The 17,312-nt window shown below is 61.2% G+C and carries 15 protein-coding genes and 1 riboswitch; of the genes, 11 read left to right on the top strand and 4 right to left on the bottom strand.

Annotated features, from left to right (window positions below):
- Positions 1–204 precede the first annotated feature (204 nt).
- Positions 205–1,104 (top strand): helix-turn-helix transcriptional regulator, encoded by a 900-nt coding sequence (locus tag VE23_RS17765; RefSeq protein ID WP_157053988.1) that lies wholly within the window; start codon positions 205–207, stop codon positions 1,102–1,104.
- 344 nt (positions 1,105–1,448) lie between these two features.
- On the opposite strand, the gene VE23_RS17760 is transcribed toward VE23_RS17765, so the two are convergent.
- Complete coding sequence (locus tag VE23_RS17760) at positions 1,449–1,997, bottom strand: YwhD family protein (protein WP_021879202.1); 549 nt, start codon at positions 1,995–1,997, stop codon at positions 1,449–1,451.
- Positions 1,998–2,175: 178 nt separating this feature from the next.
- Here VE23_RS17760 and VE23_RS17755 point away from each other — a divergent pair, with 178 nt between their 5' ends.
- The 10 genes from VE23_RS17755 to VE23_RS17705 all read left to right on the top strand — a co-directional run bounded on the left by VE23_RS17755 (position 2,176) and on the right by VE23_RS17705 (position 13,568).
- Positions 2,176–4,155 carry a M1 family metallopeptidase gene (locus tag VE23_RS17755; RefSeq protein WP_048747393.1) on the top strand — a complete coding sequence of 660 codons (1,980 nt, stop codon included), beginning with the start codon at positions 2,176–2,178 and terminating at the stop codon, positions 4,153–4,155.
- Between the two features lie 27 nt (positions 4,156–4,182).
- Positions 4,183–5,013, top strand: coding sequence for a hypothetical protein (locus VE23_RS17750; RefSeq protein ID WP_049868705.1), 831 nt, complete (start codon positions 4,183–4,185; stop codon positions 5,011–5,013).
- 350 nt (positions 5,014–5,363) lie between these two features.
- Positions 5,364–5,603 (top strand): hypothetical protein, encoded by a 240-nt coding sequence (locus VE23_RS17745; protein WP_049868704.1) that lies wholly within the window; start codon positions 5,364–5,366, stop codon positions 5,601–5,603.
- A gap of 239 nt (positions 5,604–5,842) precedes the next feature.
- Positions 5,843–6,005: riboswitch (cyclic di-AMP (ydaO/yuaA leader) on the top strand.
- A 5-nt stretch (positions 6,006–6,010) separates the two neighbouring features.
- Complete coding sequence (locus VE23_RS17735; protein ID WP_048747396.1) at positions 6,011–6,514, top strand: C40 family peptidase; 504 nt, start codon at positions 6,011–6,013, stop codon at positions 6,512–6,514.
- Positions 6,515–6,761: 247 nt separating this feature from the next.
- Positions 6,762–7,421 carry a M15 family metallopeptidase gene (locus VE23_RS17730; protein ID WP_232313124.1) on the top strand — a complete coding sequence of 220 codons (660 nt, stop codon included), beginning with the start codon at positions 6,762–6,764 and terminating at the stop codon, positions 7,419–7,421.
- 153 nt (positions 7,422–7,574) lie between these two features.
- Entirely contained in the window at positions 7,575–9,635 is a 2,061-nt protein-coding gene (locus VE23_RS17725) for an alkaline phosphatase (protein ID WP_048747399.1), read from the top strand.
- A complete protein-coding gene (locus VE23_RS27115) occupies positions 9,632–10,720 on the top strand; it encodes a hypothetical protein (protein WP_198156187.1) in 1,089 nt (362 codons plus the stop codon). The genes VE23_RS17725 and VE23_RS27115 overlap by 4 nt, the downstream gene beginning before the upstream one ends.
- Positions 10,717–11,415 (top strand): ABC transporter ATP-binding protein, encoded by a 699-nt coding sequence (locus VE23_RS17715; protein ID WP_232316988.1) that lies wholly within the window; start codon positions 10,717–10,719, stop codon positions 11,413–11,415. Before VE23_RS27115 ends, VE23_RS17715 begins: the two co-directional genes overlap by 4 nt.
- 2 nt (positions 11,416–11,417) lie before the next feature.
- Positions 11,418–12,707 (top strand): ABC transporter permease, encoded by a 1,290-nt coding sequence (locus VE23_RS17710; RefSeq protein WP_048748477.1) that lies wholly within the window; start codon positions 11,418–11,420, stop codon positions 12,705–12,707.
- 78 nt (positions 12,708–12,785) lie between these two features.
- Positions 12,786–13,568: an exodeoxyribonuclease III gene (locus VE23_RS17705; RefSeq protein WP_049868702.1), complete on the top strand. Its 783-nt coding sequence runs from the start codon at positions 12,786–12,788 to the stop codon at positions 13,566–13,568.
- A gap of 121 nt (positions 13,569–13,689) precedes the next feature.
- Here the strand turns inward: VE23_RS17705 and VE23_RS17700 are convergent, their stop codons facing one another.
- The 3 genes from VE23_RS17700 to VE23_RS17685 all read right to left on the bottom strand — a co-directional run bounded on the left by VE23_RS17700 (position 13,690) and on the right by VE23_RS17685 (position 17,197).
- Positions 13,690–15,525, bottom strand: coding sequence for a DUF2339 domain-containing protein (locus VE23_RS17700; RefSeq protein ID WP_084781573.1), 1,836 nt, complete (start codon positions 15,523–15,525; stop codon positions 13,690–13,692).
- 191 nt (positions 15,526–15,716) lie between these two features.
- Positions 15,717–16,655 (bottom strand): 3'-5' exonuclease, encoded by a 939-nt coding sequence (locus VE23_RS17690; RefSeq protein WP_069202493.1) that lies wholly within the window; start codon positions 16,653–16,655, stop codon positions 15,717–15,719.
- A 131-nt stretch (positions 16,656–16,786) separates the two neighbouring features.
- Positions 16,787–17,197, bottom strand: a complete 411-nt coding sequence (locus VE23_RS17685) for a VOC family protein (RefSeq protein WP_049869785.1) — start codon at positions 17,195–17,197, stop codon at positions 16,787–16,789.
- Positions 17,198–17,312 lie beyond the last annotated feature (115 nt).

The following is a 17,312-nucleotide window of genomic DNA, read 5'->3' as shown; positions in this document are numbered from 1 at the left end:
TGCCGCAGAAGTCCGTTCTTCTATATTGTAGAGAGAAGATCGGCAGGGACGGAATAACCATCCCGGCTCATCGCCAAGCTATTGTTAGCCAAAACGGACATTCCCTGCGGACGCAGCCGCCGCGTATACGGGGTGGAAGCACTCGCGGCGGGAGGTTCGCGCCGCCTATATCCATTCCTGCAGGATGAAAAGGAGCTCGGCCATTTGGAAACCCGCGATTACCGCCCTTTTATGCTGGAGAGCCTGTCGGAACGGCTGTATCTGTACGGGCTGCAGGTCAATAACGTCCGGCAAGGATTCACCAGTCTGCGGCATGTGCATCACCGGATGGTGGAAGTGAACCTGGTTCTGGAGGGAGTCCAGGAGGTCATTGCCGGCAAGGATTCCTTCCTTCAGCATCCGGGAGATTTCGTGCTGATCCATCCGGGGCAGATTCACGAATTCCGCAGCGCGGGCAGCGGCAGCCTCACTTATGCCGTGTTCCACCTGCAATGCGATGATCTCGGCCTGACCGAGCTGCTGGAGCGAAAAAACAAAGTCCTGTATTCCGCCGGTTCCAGCCTCGCTCTCGAGCTTGCGCCTAAAATGGACAGGCTGCTCAACGAAGCTGCGGAACAAGGCTCCCGCCTCGCCGTCCTCGGCGAGGCATGCGCCATGATGGCCGCTGCGGAGAAATCTCTGCGGCTTGAGCCGGACCGCCAGGATTACGGACGGGAAGCCCTTGCCGGACGGCTGGCGGCCGAAATCGAAGGCGCGCTTGCCCAGGCATGGGACGGCGAATCCGGCATGCCCCGGATCGAGACTCTCGCTTCCCGCATCGGCCTCAGCAGCCGCCATGCCGGCAGGCTGTTCCGGGAGGTGTTCCACATGTCCCCGGGCCGCTATCTGGCCATGCTCCGCGAGCAGGAGGCAATGCGCCTGCTGGCCGCAACGCCGGCTGCGGTGGAGGAGATCGCGCATGCGGTCGGTTACCGCGACGTGCAGAGCTTCAGCCGCCAGTTCCGCAAATGGACGGGTCAAAGCCCGTCCGGGTTCCGCCGTGCCGCCGGAGAAGGCGCCGCCCACTATTTGACGCCGTTGAGCCGCCGCGGCATGGAGGGATAGGCATCCGGGCAGCCTCCCCGCGCGCAGGCCGGAGCGACGCTTTGGCCGAAAAGGGCTTGCAGCTGTCAGCTGCAAGCCCTTTTTAAGGATGGAGAAGTTATTTATGGATCAGTTTCCTTATCAGCCATATAAGAAGGACAATGAACACTACCAGCACGAGCATGCCGCTGAACCCGAATCCGCTAAAGATACGAACCCCCCTCTCGTAAGATGATTCACCCTTCCTTCCCATTCCTTCCCGTATAACCCATTTCCTGCTCACAGAAGAAAATGAGCCCGACAAAAAAACCTCCGCAGCAGCCGCTCGAAGCGGCCGACGGAGGTTGGATGAGAAGCCTGGATGCTCAGCCTTCCAGCTGTTCCTTGAGCGCCGCGGGGGAATTCTCCCACCACTCGGCGTTGTTCTCGATCAGCAGCTTTTTGAGCGCCTGCTTGTCGGAAGCCGGCAGCTCCTCCAGCATGAACCGGCGCTTGATCGCATAGTCCAGGTTGTTGACATGCTGGGCGAGAATCTTCCAGCCGCGGCGGATTTCCGGATCAACCGTCATCGGACAGGCTGTCGCTCCCGCGTAGTAGGAGCCCTCGTCGTCGCGGTCGACGGCTACCCACACGATCCAGCACGGACGGCCGTTCGGAACGGCTTCCTTGTCCGTAAGGAATTTGATGCCCTTCTCTATCTTGCTCTTCGCATGAATCGCGCCGTTATCGATATAAGCCTCGCCGCCGTCGATGATGACCGAGGATACGCGGCTGAGATCGATCGTTCCCGCTCCGAAGCCGCGATGCTCCTTGCTGCTCACGACGTTGAGCGACAGCGAGCGCTTGCCCTTGGCCGGCTGCGCCGCTTCTCCCTCCGGGCTGCCCGGGGATGGCGTTCCTTGATTTTCTTCCATTGCTGATCCCTTCTTCCGTGTGAATAATGAAGTCCAAAATGGCTATAAAAGCCCGTCAAACCGCTAGCTGGCGGGACGGGCCGGGAGTTCGTCCGGATAAATTCCATTTTAGCTAATAATCAGGCAAAAGCAAACATATACATGCCTTAGAAGCTTGTCAACGGGAGGGAACCGGTCCATGGCCTCAAGCCGAACTTGCAAAACACTGCTGCTCGCCCTGCTCTTCACGTCATCTCTTCTCGCCCCGTTCCAAGGCAGCGGACATCACGGACTTACTTCTTATACATATGCCGCTGCCGCTGCCGGAAATGAACCCGGCGTGGAGCCGGCGGCCGAGAGCTCTCCCGCCCCGGAGCCGGAAGCGGAGCCGCTGTCCCGAAGAGTGACCAACTACCAGATCCAGGTCAAGCTGAGCGGACGCACGCTGACCGGGACGGAGACGGTCACCTGGAAGAATCCCGGACGGAAAACCGTGTCGGACATGTATGTCCATCTGTATCCGAATGCCTTCTTGTCGGATAAAACCACGTTCATGAAGGAATCCGGCGGAAAGCTCCGGGACGACAAGGCGACGGCCGGCAGCACCGGCTACATGCGCCTCGACTCCTTCAAGACGGAGGATGGAGAGAGCCTCCTGCCTCGGGTCCACTATGTTCAGCCGGACGACGGCAACAAGGACGACTACACGCTGGCCAAGCTCAAGCTGCCGCAGCCGGTCGCTCCGGGCGAGGAGGTCACGCTCCAGATCGGCTTCACCGTCGGGCTTCCCGAGGTGTTCGCCCGCATGGGCTATTCGGGGGATTTCACGATGGCGGGGCAGTGGTTCCCCAAGATCGCGGCCTACAACACGACCAGCACCGGCACGCGCAGCGCGGAAGGCTGGAACGTGCACCAATACCACGGCAACTCGGAATTCTACAGCGACTTCGGCGTGTATTCCGTCAAGATCGAAGTTCCCGCCGGCTACAAAGTCGCTGCCACCGGCGTCCAGACGAAGCTCGAAGCGGCCAAGGGCGGACAGCAATATACGTTCTATGCCGAGGACGTGCATGACTTCGGCTGGTCCGCCTCGCCCGATTTCCTTTACAGCGAGGAGCCTTTCTCCGCTCCCGGCGTTCCCGGAGTCCGCATCAAGCTCTATCTCGACCCGCTGCACAAGGAGCAGAAAGAGCGTTACATGCACGCCGCCAAATCGGCCCTGGCCAAATACGCCCAGTGGTACGGCAGCTACCCGTACAGCACTCTCTCCATCGTCGTTCCTCCCAAAGGGGCCAATGGCGCCGGCGGCATGGAATATCCGACGCTCGTGACCGCATTCGCCGCCGAGACGGACAATCCCGGCTACAGTCTGGAGCGGACGGTCGTGCATGAGATCGGCCATCAGTACTGGTACGGCATGGTCGCCTCCAACGAGTTCGAGGAAGCCTGGCTGGACGAAGGCTTCACCTCCTACTCCGAGGACAAGGTCATGGAAAGCGAATACGGAGTGGAGCCCCGCACGGCGCTGGAAGCGAGCTACGTCACCGATCCGGCCCCGCTCAAGCTGCTTTCCTGGTCGTTCGGCTCGCACAGCCGGTATGCGGACAATGTCTACAGCCGCGCCAAGCTGGTGCTGACCGGCATCGAGAACCGGGTCGGCACAAACATCATGAGCAAGATCATGCGGACCTATTTCAACCAATATAAATTCAAGCATCCGACCACGGCGGACTTCAAGAAGGTCGTCGAGCAGGTCAGCAAGCAGAACTGGGACGACTACTTCAGCCAGTTCGTGTACGGAGGCGAGATGGCCGACTATTCAGTCGCCTCCATCCGCGTCTCCAAGGCAGCGGACTCCGGCGCCTCCAAAATGTACGAGTCCGACGTGCTCGTCAAGCGGGGCGGCGGCGTCTACGGTCCGGTTCCGGTCACCTTCAAGTTCGCCGACGGCTCTACGGCCTCCCGCACCTGGGACGGGGTGGAATCGGATATGCTCTACAAGCTGACCGCTCCCTCCCCGCTGCTCTGGGCCGCGGTCGATCCGGACCGCACCAACGTACTGGACAACCGGCAGATGAACAACTTCCTGAAGGCCGAGGCTCCCCGCAAGCAGGAGGTCCGGATCAGCCTCGGCATCGTGAAGGCGCTGGAATGGATTGCGGGAGCGTTCGCCTGGTAGCGGCCCGAAGAGAGGAGAGTCTCAAACGTGTCTACTTATCTCAAGCAAGGGTGGCGCCTGACGATCAAACATCTGCCTGTGGCCGTCGCCCTGTTCCTGTACCGGTTGTTGTGGGGATTTTTCCTCTACCGTTATGTCGACTCCATTATCGGACCGCTGCTTCGGCGGTATCCCGGAGCGAACGAGCCTTCGCAAGGGGCGGATGCCTTGTTCTGGGCGGAAGCCCAGTTCCGGCTCATGAAGACCGATCTCGCCCAGCCGTTCCTGTGGACGCTGGCCGCCCTGCTCCTCTCCCGCATGATCGTCACGCCGCTCATCAATGCCGGCCTGTTCTATTCCATCCACCATGCGGCGGCGGGACATGAAGGCGGCACCCTATTCCTTCAGGGCATGCGCAAGGCATGGAAGCCGGTCCTGCTTCTCTATTGGGCGGAAACGCTTCTTGCCACCGCTCCTCTCTGGTGGCTGGGCTCCCGGGCATGGGATGTAGTCAGGAACGGCTCCTCTCTGCAGGAAATCGCCGTCAGCATCTTGCCTTGGGCGGCAGCGTGGCTGCTGTGGATCGGGATTCTGCATCTGCTCAGCCTCTCCCTCCAGTTCGGAGCGGTATCCAGGCTCAAAGTCTCGGCTTCCGTGTCGGGCGCCTGCAGACGGCTGCTCCCGATGGCGGGCCTCAGCCTGATCCTGCTCCTCTTCTCCGGCGTCATCGGGGCCGGCTTCAGCGCCGCAGCGATGGGATGGGCCGGATTGGCCGCCCTCGTCATCCAGCAAGCCTATCATCTGGTCCGCACGCTGCTCGACTTGTGGCTGCTGACATCACAGTACGCTTGCTGGGAGGATTCGCGTCACATTAGTTGACAAAGCGATAATTCCATCGTACAATTGTGAAAATTCTCTGACAATTAGGACTTGTTTTCAAAGAGCGCCTGCCGGTTTAATAACTTCTCAGGCATTCGGGAATCCTATCGTTCCGCTCGATTCACAGATATCGAATCCCGGCGTTCGGCAGACTGACGGGCTCCCGCTCCCCATCCGCTGTCTGCCTCCGGATGTGACGGGCATCGACAGATGCAAGCGATGAAAACAACGAATGGGCATGCTGTAAGCGCAGTTTACCGCACACACAATCGCCGGCTCTCTCGGAGCCGCCCCCATACATCGAACAGCAGAATAGAGAAAATAATCAAACCAGAGAGGAAAATCGAACGATGACCGAACAAATTCAAGCTTATTATGAAGAGCTCCACCAATCCACCGCCGAGCTGCTTTACCGTTTTGAGCATTACGACCTGAACCCCAACGCCGGCAAGGCCCTTGAGGCGATCAGCAGCGAACACGCCCGGCTCAGCCCGGATTCCGGCAGCCTGCAGGAGGAAGCCCTGATGAAGCTGGTCGGAATGAGATCCCGGCTGCTTACCCTGATGGAAGACGTCCTTTATACCGTTTGATCCAGCCGCGGAATCAGGCAAGCCCCGCCTTCTCATGGAGAAGGCGGGGCTTTTTTTGGACTTGCAGGCCACGGCGCAGAAATCGGGACGAGTCGCCAATATCATCTGCTGCGGGGAGAATAGCTCCCCTATAAACAGCGATGTAAACGCTGTCCTCATCCCTTTGAAACATGAGAATTATTAGAAAATGTCGTTTTCGGAAGGAGAAGCGGCGAAAAGCAAGAATATGTCTTCCAGTATCATTCAAAATGCCGAATTCCGTTGAACATGGAAACGGGGGAACCACTTTCCGGGTGAATTGATTTTGGGCGTCGCCAGTCATTCTCACGCATGCCGCAGGAATCATAGGGAACCTTCAACCGAACCCCACAGCTAACCTCGTAGGCTCTGGAAGGAGCAACTCAAGCTTGAAGAAGAAAGCAGCAAGCCTCATCCTCGGAATCTCTCTGCTGTTCACTGCAGGCGTAGGCAGCGCAGCGGCTGATTCCAAAATGGACGGTGTCATCAGCGATCTCGTCGGCACGCCGTACAAGACGGCCGGAACGACGACGAGCGGATTCGACTGCTCCGGATTCACGTCCTATGTATTCAAGCAATTCAAGATCTCCCTGCCGCATTCTTCCGCTTCCCAAGCAGGCTTGGGCAAGAAAGTCGCGAAGGCCGATCTCAAGGCGGGCGACCTCGTGTTCTTCAATACGAGCGGCCGCGGCGTCTCGCATGTCGGAATCTATGTCGGGGACGGCAAGTTCGCCCACTCCTCGTCGAGCAAAGGCGTCATGATCAGCAGCCTGAGCGATTCCTACTATACGAAGCGTTACGTGTCCGCACGCCGGATCATGGACGACACCAAGTACGAAAAATACGCCGACGATCCAGCCGATACGGTTGACGGCAGTCCCGATGTGGACTAGCCTGTCCTGAATCCGGATCCCCCCTTGCGCAAACCGCAGCAGCCGGCCCTTCGGGGCGGCTGCCAGCGGTTTGTTTGCTTTTTGGACTTGTCGGCGCCAAGGCGGCTGCAATTTCCAGCCCATTCCTTTCCTTACCCCCGCTGATCCAGCTGGAAACGAATTCCATGCCGATCCGCCGTTTCCTGAAGCTTTTTTTCCTTTCCGCTCGTATAAGCTTGAACAATGCGAACGAGCAAAGGAGACCTTCATGCAGCAAAGCCCTATGACGGGCGGACAAAAGGGCCGCAGCCCCAAGTCCGCAGGCCGGACTCAGACCCGGCGCAGAAACGGCCTCGGCTGCCTGCTGCTGGCCGCAGGACTTGTACTGGCAGCCGCAGCCCTGTTCAAGCTGGAGAAGCCGCGCCTGTTCGACCGGGTCGTCCCTCCGGGACTATACCGGGAGGTGCCTCCCGTAACGCAGCTGCATCCGGTGCTCGACCGGAAAAAGGACGAGCTTATCTCGCTGGCCGCCGCCAAAGGCATCAAAGTCGTCATCACCGACGGCTTCCGCAGCTCGGCGGAGCAGGATGTCCTGTACAGCAAAGGCCGGGAAGGCGGAGGCTCCATCGTTACCCATGCCCGCGGCGGAGAATCCTACCACAACTACGGTCTGGCGATCGACTTCGCTCTCAAGGACCGCACAGGCGATATTATCTGGGATATGGAATACGACGGAAACAAGAACGGCAAAGCCGACTGGCTGGAGGTCGTAGCGATCGCCAAGAGTCTCGGCTTCACATGGGGCGGCGACTGGCCCCAGTTCCCGGACAATCCCCATCTGCAAATGGATTTCGGCTATTCGATCTGGGAGCTGAAAAACGGCAATCGCCCTCCGGAGGATGGAAACGCGGGCGAGGAGAAGAACTAGCAGCCGAATGGATGCATGCATGAAAACGCCTTGCGGCTTCGCAGGCGTTTTCTTCATTTTACCAATTATTCATAAATCGTTAGCACCTGCTTAATCATTCTCTCTTACGCTGTGGAAGTGCATTCATTTCTAGTAGCGGAGGGGTTTGGGGAGATGAAGAAAGGAAAAGCAGGAAAAATGCTTCTCGGAGCGGCGCTTGCGAGCGCCATGGCAGCAGGAGGAATCGGAATGGCCGAGCTGACTCCGGCTCCTGCGGCGGCAGCCGAAGCGGCCGCGACGGCCAAAGCGGCGCCGTCCATTTACGTGGCTCCAATCCATAATGCCAAGTTCCTGGCGGGCAGCAAATTTGATTTCCGCGTGGAATTGAACGACTGGACCGGAAACGCCTCGGCCGTCAGCATCCAGATCAACGGCAAAAGCGCGGAAGCCTTTTTCGGCAAAAGCTTCGAGAAAACCAGCACCGCCTCAAGCTCCTCCTTCATGATCCGCGGCGTTACGCTGGACAAGCCGGGCTCCTACACCGTTAAGGTGACGGCCGGCTCCTTGTCCCGCACGGTCTCCTATGAAGCGGTGACCACCTCCGCAGCCGGCAAGAAGGCGAAAAACATCATCCTCTTCGTCGGGGACGGCATGTCGCAGCCGAGCATCACCATCGCCCGCGCAATGTCCAAGGGCTTGAGCGAGGGCAAGTACAACGGCCTCATGGAGATGGACAAGCTGGAGCAGCGCGCCGTCGTCACGACCTCCGGCATGGATTCCATCGTCACCGACTCGGCCAACAGCGCCAGCGCCTACAATACCGGCCACAAATCCGCCGTGAACGCCCTCGGCGTCTATCCGGACAATACGGAAAGCTCGCTCGACGATCCGCAGGTCGAAACGCTCGCCGAGATGCTGAAGCGCACGCGCGGCATGTCGGTCGGCATCGTCACGACCTCGGAGATCGAGGACGCGACGCCGGCCGCGGTCGTCTCCCATACCCGCCGCCGCTCGGACAAGCCGGAGATCGCCGACATGCTGCTGAAGCTTCAGCCTGAAGTCGTCATGGGCGGCGGATCGGCCTACTTCCTCCCGAAATCGGTTGCCGGCTCCAAGCGCAAGGACGAGAACGATCTCATCAGCGGCTTCGAGAAAGCCGGCTACAAATTCGTGGAGAGCGCCTCGGGGCTGAAAAGCTCCGGAACGCCTTCCAAGCTGCTCGGCCTGTTCCATACCGGCGACATGAACGTCTACTACGACCGCTCGACCAAAAACACGGCGGCGCTCAAGTCGTTCACCGACCAGCCGAATCTGTGGGACATGACCAAGAAAGCGATCGAGGTGCTCAGCAAGAACGAGAACGGCTTCTTCCTCATGGTCGAAGGAGCCAGCATCGACAAGCAGCTGCATACGATGGACTGGGAGCGCTCCGCCTACGATACGATCGAGATGGACAAAGCCATCGGCGAGGCTCGCCGCTACGCGGACGCCTCGGGCGACACCCTCGTCCTGGCGACGGCCGATCATGCCCACTCCGCCAGCATCGCCGGCACCTATTGGGAAGGCGACGGCAAGACGGGACGCGAAGCCGTACGCACCTATGAGCAGTCCAAGTTCCCGACCTACACCGATTCCGACAAGGACGGCTTCCCGGATACGCCGGATGTCGACCGCAAGCTCGCCGTCGTCTTCGGCGCCACGCCGGATTATTACGAGGACTACAAGTTCAGCTCCGTTCCCCAGGCTCCGGCCGTCCTCTCCGGAGATGCCTATATCGCGAATCCGGGAACGCTGGCCAATCCGGACGCCCCTGACAAGGATAAGTACCTCCATACGGGCACGCTGCCGAAATCCGAAAGCGTCGAGGTCCACTCCGCCGACGACGTGCCGCTGATGGCTCACGGACCGGGCTCCGAATATTTCAAAGGCACGCTGGACAATACCGAGGTGTTCTTCGGCATGGCGCAGGCGCTCGGCCTGAGATTGGACGGCAGCAAGCCGGACAAGCAGACCTGGATCGAGCTGGACGGCTTCCTGAAGTCCGTCGGAGGAAGCACTTCCTATGATGCCGCCAAAAACGTCACCTTTGTAAACGCCGGAGGAAGCAAGCTCGTGCTGTATATGGACAAGGGCATTGCGAAGAAAAACAACAAGCCGGTGCCGCTGAAATTCAAAAGCGAGAACGGCAGGCTGATCGTCACCAGCGATTCGCTGCTGGCTTCCCTCGGCCAATGAGGAGCCGCCCGGCAACACTCTTCCGTCCGGTCCCGCTGCTTGCGGGACTGATGGCGGCCGGGCTGCTGCTGGCCGGCTGTGGAACCAAGGCTCTCCCTTCAGGGGGAGAGCCTTCTTCCGTTTCGGCCGGCATCGGCGAGGCAGCGAAGGCGCCGGCGGGTGCCGACATCGGCGAGGCAAACGGGCCGAACGAAGCGCTGCCTGCTTCGGAGCCGGATGAAGGGTACGGAGATGAAGGAGCGCCGGCAGCGAGCCAAGCGGCTCCGAAAACGGACACGGCGGCCGGGAGTGCGGACCTCAGCAGCACAAGCGGCGAAACCGAGCAGGCGCAGAACAGCGAGGCCGGAAGCGCTGCCGGAGACTCGGTCGATGCAGCGGCAGGAACCGCCGCTGCCGGCGGCAAGGCAGGCCAGGCGCCGGAAGGCGGCCAGTCCGGCAGCGTCAAACCAGCCAGCGGGGCAAATGCCGCTGCGTCCCCCGCGCCGGGGACGGCAAATGCTGCGGCAAATGCTAAGCCGCAGCGGACGGCTTCCCCGCAAGCCGGCAAGCCGTCCGGCGGTACAGCTGCATCTGGCTCCAAGGCTGCCGCGGACGCCTCTCCCGCTCCGCAGGCATCTGCCGGCCCGAGAGCAAGCCTGCCCGGGAGCTCGGCGTCGCCTTTGCCGAGTCCGGCAAGCTCCGCTCCGCCGACCGTCCGCTCCAGCCTGGACGGACCCGAGACGATCCGTTTCTCCGAACTGTACGGCAAGGAAACGGTGCGGGGACTCACCTTCTCCGACAAGCTCAAGGAGCTCGACGGGCAAAAGGTGGAGATGATCGGCTACATGGCTCCGCCGCTGACGGCGACCGTCCGCTTCTTCGTCCTTACCCGCATCCCGCTGGCGATCTGTCCCTTCTGCTCCTCCGACGCGGACTGGCCGTCCGATATCGTCGTCGTCAATCTGCCGAAAGGCTCGGAGATGACGCCGACCGAGCATCAGGTCAAGATTACCGGGACGCTGAGCGTCGGCTCCATGACCGACGAGGAGACCGGATTCGTCAGCCTGATCCGCATCAATGCCGACAAGACGGAGGTGCTGAAATGACGCTGATTTCCATGGAGCAAGTGGTCAAGCGGTTCCGCATCCAAGGCGGCATCATGATGCCGGTGCTGGATGTCCCGTTCTTCGAGCTGCGTCAAGGCGAGCGCAAGGCTCTGGTCGGACCGAGCGGCTCCGGCAAAAGCACGCTGCTCCACCTGATCGCAGGCATATCGCGGCCGACGGAAGGCTCCATCACCTTCATGGGCAAGCGCATGGACTTGCTTCGCGAGGCGGAGCTCGACCGCATGCGAGCCGCACATATCGGCTATGTGCATCAGAGCTTCCAGCTGGTCCCCGGCTTCACGGCGCTGGAGAACGTGCTCGCCGCCGCCAGCTTCGGCCGGGTGCTCGACAAGCGCGCCCGGCGCGGCAGGGCCGCCGAGCTGCTGGAGCAGGCCGGGCTCGGACACCGCCTCCACCACCGGCCCGCCCAGCTGAGCCAGGGCGAGCAGCAGCGCGTCGCCATCGCGCGGGCGCTCGTGAACGGCCCCGAGCTGCTGCTGGCCGACGAACCGACAGCCAGCCTGGACGTCTCGACGGCGGCGCAGGTCATGGAGCTGCTCCTTGCCGCCGCTTCCGATACGGGCGCCGCGCTCCTGCTCTGTACCCATGACCCCGAGCAGGCGGCACGCATGGACAGCTCCGTATCCATGCGGGAGCTGTCCCGCGGGCCGCTCTCGCCGGCGAAAGGAGCCTAGCCATGTCCCTGCTGAGCATGGCTATCCGCAATCTGATGGCCCGCAAAGTCCAAACCGCCCTGACGGCCGCCGTCGTCCTTGTCGGAATCGCCGTCACGCTGGCGGTTCTGATCCTCTCCGGGGGCGTGCGCGGCGGCATCGAGCGGGCAAGCGAGCCGTTCGGCCTCCTCATCGGCTCCAAGGGAAGCGCCAACCAGCTCGTGTTCAATACCATATTTCTGATGGACCGCCCGCTGGACAACCTCAGCCATGCCTACTATGAGAAGCTGGCCGGAGATGACGAAGTGCAGACCGCCGTTCCGTTCGCTCTCGGAGACCAGTACCGGGGATTCCGGATCGTCGGGACAAGCGCCGGCTTCTTCGACCTCAAGGGCCGCCCCGCCGATCCGCCTTACTTCAGCCTTCGCGACGGGCGGTTGTTCAGCGGTCCCTTCCAGGCCGTGATCGGAGCGGAGGTCGCCTCCCGCGAAGGGCTCAAGGTCGGGGACCGCTTCGTCTCCGAGCATGGAGTCGCCGCCTCCGCCGAGCCGGAGGAGCATGGAGAGCATCCCTATGAGGTGGTCGGCATTCTGAAGCCGGTAGCGGCTCCTTCCGACCAGGGCATCTACGTCAGCATGGACAGCTACTGGATCAGCCATGAGCATGGGCATGAAGAGGAAGGCGGAGCGGCCGACGGCGGACAAGAGCCTTCTACTTCTGCCGAGGCTTCGTCCGCGCCTGGTCCGGCTGTGTCCGACGAGGATGAAGCTGCCCGCGGAGTGACGGCCGTCCTCGTCAAGCCCAAGAGCTACATCGGGCTGATGAAGCTGTACCAGCAGACGAACGCCGGAAAAGAAGCCCAGGCCGTGCTGCCGGGGCAGACGCTGGCCAAGCTGTTCGACATGCTGGGTAGCGGAGAGCAGGCTCTGCGCAGCATCGGATACGTCATCCTCGGCATGGCAGGCCTCACAGTCTGCCTCTCCCTGTACGGCTCGGCGATGGAGCGCCGCCGCAGCGTGGCCATCCTGCGCGCGATCGGCGCCGGCCGCCGCCATGTAATGGCCATCGTATTGCTGGAATCCTCCATCGTCATGCTCCTCGGCTGCGCCCTCGGCATCGCCGGAGCCTATGGCTTGTCGGCCGTCCTGTCCGGCTATATCGGCTCCCGCGTATCCATCGCCGTGACGGTCGGATTCCAGTGGTCTCATCTTGGCATCGCCGGCATCGTGCTTGCGGCCGGCATCGCAGCCGGACTGATTCCTGCGCTGGCCGCCTACCGGGCCGAGACGGCCCGCTACCTCGCGATCCAATAGCTTCCTCCCTCCCCGCCCGGAGCCCGGCCATGGTACACTGGACAGATAAGCCATGCCGCAAGCGGGGAGAGAATGCAAGTGAAACTGGTGTCGTGGAACGTCAACGGGCTGAGAGCCTGCGTCAAGAAAGGCTTTGCCGATTATTTCAATCATATGGATGCCGATATCTTCTGCGTGCAGGAGACGAAGCTGCAGGAAGGCCAGATCGAGCTGGACCATGCCGAAGGCTATCATCTGTTCTGGAATTACGCCGTTCGCAAAGGTTATTCCGGAACGGCCGTCTGGACCCGGATCAAGCCGTTGTCCGTCCGGTACGGACTCGAGGACGACTTCGAGGAGGAAGGCCGCATCCTCACCCTCGAGTTCGAAGGGTGGTACCTGGTCAACGTCTATACGCCCAACTCCCGGCGCGACCTGTCCCGCCTTCCGTTCCGGCTGGAGTGGGAGGAGCGCATCCTTCGCTATCTTCAAGGTCTGGACGCCGTGAAGCCTGTCATCCTGTGCGGGGACCTCAACGTCGCCCATCAGGATATCGACCTCAAAAACGCGCGCGCCAACCGCGGCAACTCCGGCTTCACCGAGGAAGAGCGGGGCCGGATGACGACGCTGCTGGAAGCCGGATTCGTCGATACGTTCCGCCACTTCCATCCCGATGCGGAAGGCGCCTATACCTGGTGGTCCTTCATGCCGAAGGTGCGGGAGAAGAACATCGGCTGGCGCATCGACTACTTCCTCGCTTCGGAGCGGCTGCGTCCGCTGCTGAAGGACGCGTCCATCGACAGCGCCGTGCTGGGCAGCGACCATTGTCCGGTCGTGCTGGAGCTGGCGGATGAGCCGGGCAGCGCCAAGGCGGAGATCTAGACGTCAGGAGCTGCAGCAGCACGCTTCTGCAGCGGGAAGCTTCAGGAGCCGACGGCAGCTGCAAGAGCTCATGGAAGGCCATAGGCACGCAAAAGAGGGTCCCGAGCGGGACCCTCTTTTTCTACTGACTTTTCTGCTTGCTGTACATCACTCGCGATACAGCGATGCCCACCACCCCGAGACCGATGAACAGAATTGCTCGGACGGCGATCGTCACGCCAGGAACGTCGATGAAGATGACCTTCAGCAGGGTGAGCAGCACGAGCAGCATGCCGGCAAATCGAGCCTTCGGCCGCCGCAGCATGATTCCGGCGATAATCAGCGCAATCGCATAGGCGACCCATACCGCGGATAAGATCAGCCTTTGGCTGTCCGTCTCCAGCGGCCTCGACGCTGCCAGCGTGAGCTGGGTCAGGAATGCCAGGCCAAGAACTCCGGTCAGCCATAACAGTGCTCCGGATGCCTGCCTTGCTCGCGGGCTCTGTTTATACGGAAGGAATATTCGGTGCAGAACCAGCAAGTCCGCCAGCAGGATGATCCAGCTGAAGGTTTCCGGCGATGCGACGGCATCGATGGGCTTCCCGATAATCCGCATCGCGCCGATGAAGAGCACGATCGTCCCCGCTCCCTGCTGGTAAGGAGCGCGGATGCGCAGGCCGATCGCCAGAGCCAGCGTCCCTTCGACTGCGAGTGCCGCTCCCGCATAAGTGCCCGGCAGCGACTCGAGCAGCAGCAGCATCCATCCGAGCGTCGCCGTGACGGCAAGCAGCTCGGCCGCTTCCTTTTTCTTGGATAGCTGCAACCAAGCCAGAAGGCTGTAGACAGCCGCACCGATCCCGACCAGAATCAGATATTGGCTTTCATGCTTCGGCATCAGCAGCAGATAAGCCCATCCCGCCGTAATCGCAAAGGAAGTGAACACAAGTCCTCTCCGCTCGGAGTAGACAGGAGCCTCCCGCTTCTCCAACAGGTACGCTGTCAGGAGGATAGCCTGCTGCAAGAGCTGGGCGCCGAGAAACCACCATTCCCCTCCATCTCCGGCTCCGAGAAGGGCGGCGACGAGGAGCGCAGGCTGCAGAAGCAGATAGGAAGCGGCGTACACCCAGCGGAACTGAAGCTTCCAGCCGATAAGCAGCGCGGAAGCTGCGAACAGCCCCTCATAAGCAACAAGAATGGAGACATGGGGAGCATCGTAGTCAAGGAGAAACGGAATCAAGCATCCGGCAGCCATGGCGAGCAGCATGAGAGACTGCGAGCGGTAGGCAAGCGCTGTCGCGCCAAACAGCAGGATGGCGATGCCGTAGAGGACGCAGGCCAGCGGAACGGACATGAATCCATACAGCATATGCGCCGCGAACAACGTCACGACGAGCAGCGAATGCGCTCCGCCAAGCAGCGCCTGGCCCAGCGCTTCCCGCTTGTGCCGCATCTGCCGGATGCCGGCCGCGAACATGCATGCCGCCGCCGCAGCGCCGAGCCAGCAGCGGACCGGGCGCGTGATCATGCCCGCATTGACGGCTGCGGCGAAGCCCCACAGCACGCCGAGCAGCAGTACGACGATGAAGATCCGCGGCAGCCAGACCCTGCCAAGCAGATGCTCCCAGTCGACTGGAGGGGCGGGCGGGCGAGGAGCAGCCTGCAAAGGCAAAGTCCCTCCCGCTGCCGCATGTCCGGAAGGACCGGCAGGCCTCGGAGCAGATCCCGGCATGGAACGATGCCCGCCCCCTGCAGGAGATTGGGCCGGCGCCGTCTGCAGGAGATGCTCGGGGAACTGCTGCCCCTCGCTTGCCTGCTCGGCGGCCTCGGTCTCATCGAATGCTCGTACCGCAGCGCCGTCCCGCCGCTCCCCTCCCGACAACGGCAAGTCCGCAGCCTGCCGCCGCCGCAGCTCCGCGAGCTCGAGCGCCAAGCCCTGAATAAGCCGTTCCAGTCGTTCAACTCTCTCTTCAAGCTTCATTTGCTGATCCCCTTTTGAACGCTAAAATAGGCCGGCTTGCTGCGAAGCCGCTCCAACTTACGTTACACCTATCAAGCCCATTCCAAATCCCATTTCAGGATTATATCGGTCCGAACTCCTTCATTATCCATTATGCTTTCATAAAAAAACGCCGGCGATGGATCGCCGGCATTCTGCTGCACAAACGTATATTAAGCGTCCGCGCCTCTCCCGCTGCGGGATGGCGCGGATGGACCTGCAGACGCCTCGCAGTCAACCGCCGGTTCTTCCGGTACGACCGCAGCTTCCCGCTCTCCCTGCACTTCCGGACCGTCTGCCGCTTCGGAGGACGATTCCCCCGCCGGACGCATGCCTTGACGCGGAGTCTGCGGCCGTTTCGGCGCCTTCACGATCTCCGCCTCGTAGTAATCCTGCAGCTCCGCCGCTTTCTTGGCGTTGTCCATGTCCACCTTCGCCTTGGCCAGCTTATCGGCCACCAGCTCCCAGGTCGGCTGCACCTTCTGCACGGCGAGGCCGCGGATCGCATTTTTCACCATTCTCCGTTCCTTGGCGTTGGAGTAGGTGTCCTTGTACTGCCGCGCGTCCGTATCATGCTGAATGTCCGGGAAGATGCGGCGGAAAATCTCCGCCGTCATGCGGGCGTCGTCCAGAGCCCGGTGGGCGCTGCCCTCAGCCGGGATGGCAAGCTCCGCCAAAGCCGCTTCGACGCTGACATCATTGGTCAGGCTGCGCGCGCGCAAATAGATCTTGAGCAGATCATAATAGGAAGCCGCGAGCCAATAGGCATCGTCAAGCTTGTGCATGCGGGTATCCAGCACGATCCGCTTCATATCCTCGCCGCCCCACGTCACGAACGTGCAGGCTTCGCTCTTGCCCAGCCAAGCCAGGAAATGGCGGATGACCGGAACAAACCCGCTCGCCGCATCGATGTCCTCCTGCGGAATGCCCGTCTTCTCCCGAATGAAGCTGTTCAGCTTGGCAAAATAAACCGGCTTGATCAGAGCCGTGAATTCGTCGATCTTCTCCAAGGCTTCGTTCAGCCGGACCGCGCCGATCTCGATAACCTCCATCGGCTTGTCGCTGGCGAACTTCCGCCCGTTGAACTCAATATCCAACACGATATAATCCATGCTCAACCTCCGCTGCAATATCCATTGTTCCCATCATACACGATATTGGACGGTGAAGGACAGCGGAGCATCCTCCGGCAGCGGCAAGAAGCCCCGTTCCTGCCTCGTGCGGCAGCAGCGGGGCTTCTTGCTTATTCCCTGCAGATCATCAGCTTATTGCCGTCCGGGTCGAGAACGACAAACCACTGGTCATGCTCGATTTCCGTCACGAGCCGGGCGCCAAGCTCCTTCATATATGCGAGCGATTCCTCCAGCTTGTCGGTGAGAAGCATGAACGCCGGCGTCTGGATCGAAGGAGCTCCGTCGGGATCGCTGCCTCCCCATTTGGGCATCGTGTCGAGAATCAATCCCGTTCCCTGCATCGGCAGCGGGCATAGATGGCCGAAATGAATCGGGCAATCCGCCTCCATCAGACCCAGCACCTTGCAGTACCAGCTGCGGGAAGCCTCGATATTCCGTACCGGAACGAAATAGCTGCCGACCTTGTTTTTGACCGGACTTGCCGCTGCGGCCGATCCCAACGTCTTCCCGTTGTCGCTCATCGTCTTCCCTCCATCGTTCATGTCAAAAGCCTTCCGCACCGCGTCAGGCCTGTACCCCTCCGTTTCTTTCTTGCGGACCGGCGATTCATCCATTCCCCATCTCCCCTTTCTCATT

Source organism: Paenibacillus sp. D9 (assembly GCF_001188365.1).
GTDB lineage: Bacteria > Bacillota > Bacilli > Paenibacillales > Paenibacillaceae > Paenibacillus_O > Paenibacillus_O humicus.
Note: the sequence above shows the minus strand (reverse complement) of the source record. Positions and strands in the feature narration are given on the sequence as shown.

What these genes read in the sequence shown, in the direction of transcription:
- VE23_RS17760 (WP_021879202.1), bottom strand. Translation starts at nt 1,997, where the DNA reads ATGGAAGAAAATCAAGGAACGCCATCCCCGGGCAGCCCGGAGGGAGAA.
- VE23_RS17755 (WP_048747393.1), top strand. Translation starts at nt 2,176, where the DNA reads ATGGCCTCAAGCCGAACTTGCAAAACACTGCTGCTCGCCCTGCTCTTC.
- VE23_RS17745 (WP_049868704.1), top strand. Translation starts at nt 5,364, where the DNA reads ATGACCGAACAAATTCAAGCTTATTATGAAGAGCTCCACCAATCCACC.
- VE23_RS17730 (WP_232313124.1), top strand. Translation starts at nt 6,762, where the DNA reads ATGCAGCAAAGCCCTATGACGGGCGGACAAAAGGGCCGCAGCCCCAAG.
- VE23_RS17725 (WP_048747399.1), top strand. Translation starts at nt 7,575, where the DNA reads ATGAAGAAAGGAAAAGCAGGAAAAATGCTTCTCGGAGCGGCGCTTGCG.
- VE23_RS27115 (WP_198156187.1), top strand. Translation starts at nt 9,632, where the DNA reads ATGAGGAGCCGCCCGGCAACACTCTTCCGTCCGGTCCCGCTGCTTGCG.
- VE23_RS17715 (WP_232316988.1), top strand. Translation starts at nt 10,717, where the DNA reads ATGACGCTGATTTCCATGGAGCAAGTGGTCAAGCGGTTCCGCATCCAA.
- VE23_RS17710 (WP_048748477.1), top strand. Translation starts at nt 11,418, where the DNA reads ATGTCCCTGCTGAGCATGGCTATCCGCAATCTGATGGCCCGCAAAGTC.
- VE23_RS17700 (WP_084781573.1), bottom strand. Translation starts at nt 15,525, where the DNA reads ATGAAGCTTGAAGAGAGAGTTGAACGACTGGAACGGCTTATTCAGGGC.
- VE23_RS17690 (WP_069202493.1), bottom strand. Translation starts at nt 16,655, where the DNA reads ATGGATTATATCGTGTTGGATATTGAGTTCAACGGGCGGAAGTTCGCC.
- VE23_RS17685 (WP_049869785.1), bottom strand. Translation starts at nt 17,197, where the DNA reads ATGAGCGACAACGGGAAGACGTTGGGATCGGCCGCAGCGGCAAGTCCG.